This window comes from Blautia sp. BIOML-A1, assembly GCF_009883055.1.
In the GTDB taxonomy this organism is placed as follows: domain Bacteria; phylum Bacillota; class Clostridia; order Lachnospirales; family Lachnospiraceae; genus Blautia_A.
Genome location: NZ_WWVR01000082.1, coordinates 1 through 1,860, shown reverse-complemented (window position 1 = coordinate 1,860; position 1,860 = coordinate 1). Strand labels below are relative to the sequence as shown.

At 40.3% G+C, this 1,860-nt stretch carries 3 protein-coding genes; all 3 read left to right on the top strand.

Going from position 1 to position 1,860, the window contains the following annotated elements:
- Nucleotides 1-148 precede the first annotated feature (148 nt).
- Complete coding sequence (locus GT674_RS16710) at nt 149-337, top strand: hypothetical protein (protein WP_161286679.1); 189 nt, start codon at nt 149-151, stop codon at nt 335-337.
- A 197-nt stretch (nt 338-534) separates the two neighbouring features.
- A complete protein-coding gene (gene trxA / locus GT674_RS16705; RefSeq protein ID WP_161286678.1) occupies nt 535-843 on the top strand; it encodes a thioredoxin in 309 nt (102 codons plus the stop codon).
- Between the two features lie 19 nt (nt 844-862).
- A partial coding sequence (locus GT674_RS16700; protein WP_161286677.1) for an NAD(P)/FAD-dependent oxidoreductase occupies nt 863-1,860 on the top strand: 998 nt, incomplete at its 3' end.

Here is a 1,860-nt window from a genome sequence, read left to right as displayed (position 1 = left end):
TGACATGAGGCAAATCACAGTCAGCATGTTGCTGACATGTCAGACTCTGTGAAATTACCGACTGTGAGTTGAAACAAATCTTGTTGTAGTGGGAACAAAGCAACGGGTACAGTACCTTGTAGAAGAATTACGAGAAACACAGATTGTTATGAAAGAAATCACCGAGCAGATTCTGTCCGGTGATTTCTCCATGTCTGGGGAATGTTACAAGGAACTTAAAGAAGATTATCTGGCGTTTGTCATTACGATAGTGGATATTCTGAACGGAGCTGCGTATTTATCTGATAAGAAGCCGGATTCCGATAACAGGCATTGGAAAGAACAGCAGGAGATTTAGATAATTATACTGCCACTGATCATATTCTTTCTGAGTGATTTCTCCGGCTTTCAACTTTTCCGTAGCTGCTTCCTGTCATCATGGAACATATAAAGATGAACAGAATTAATAACTGGTATGGTGATATCATCACAGAAAATAAATGAATTTCAGACTATAATAAAGTCATAAAAGAAAAAGACAAGGAGGACTGTAAAATGTCTGCTATTAATATCAATAAAAATAATTTTCAGAACGAAGTAATGAATTCCGATAAACCTGTACTTTTGGATTTTTGGGCTCCCTGGTGTGCTCCTTGCCGTATGGTAGTCCCTATTATAGAGGAGATTGCGAGTGAACATGCAGATATCAAAGTTGGAAAAATCAATGTAGATGAGCAGCCTGAACTGGCAAATAAGTTCGGTATTATGAGTATCCCGACTTTAGTGGTCATGAAAAATGGAAAAATTATACAGCAGGTTTCAGGGGCAAGACCTAAGAATGCAATTTTACAAATGCTCTACTGAAGAAAGGTGGGAAAATAAGATGAAGATAATAATCGTAGGTGGTGTAGCCGGAGGAGCTACAGCCGCAGCAAGAATACGCAGACTGGATGAACATGCTGAAATTACTGTATTTGAAAGATCTGGATATATATCCTATGCGAATTGTGGGCTTCCATATTATATTGGAGACGTGATCACAGATCCGGAAGAACTTACACTACAGACACCGGAGAGTTTTTTCGCACGCTTCCGTATTAATATGAAAATTCATCATGAAGTGATCTCCATACATCCGGATCGTAAAACTGTTTCAGTGAAAAATTTGGAGAATGGTGAAATATTTGAAGAAAATTACGATAAGCTTATCCTCTCTCCAGGCGCAAAGCCAACACAGCCAAAGCTTCCTGGAGCAGGTATTAATAAACTTTTTACACTTCGTACAGTAGAAGATACTTTACGAATCAAGGAATATATTAATAAGAATCATCCAAAATCTGCTGTGTTGGCTGGTGGTGGCTTTATTAGTTTAGAACTGGCAGAAAATCTGAGGGAGCTTGGCATGGATGTTACGATTGTCCAGCGGCCTAAGCAGCTGATGAATCCTTTTGATCCGGATATGGCATCCATGATTCATAGTGAAATGAGAAAGCATGGGATAAAACTGGTACTGGGCTATACGGTGGAAGGATTTACAGAAAAGAACAATGGAGTAGAGGTTCTGTTAAAAGATAATCCATCTCTTCAGGCTGATATGGTGGTGCTGGCAATCGGAGTCACACCAGATACAGCGTTAGCAAAAGAAGCTGGTCTGGAACTTGGCATCAAGGGAAGTATCGTAGTGAATGAAAGGATGGAAACTTCTGTACCGGATATTTATGCAGCAGGTGATGCAGTTCAGGTAAAACATTATGTTACGGGTGATGATGCGCTGATCTCTTTGGCTGGTCCGGCCAATAAACAGGGCAGGATCATCGCTGATAATATTTGTGGCGGTGATAGTCGTTACCTGGGCAGTCAGGGAAGCTCCGTTATCAAAGT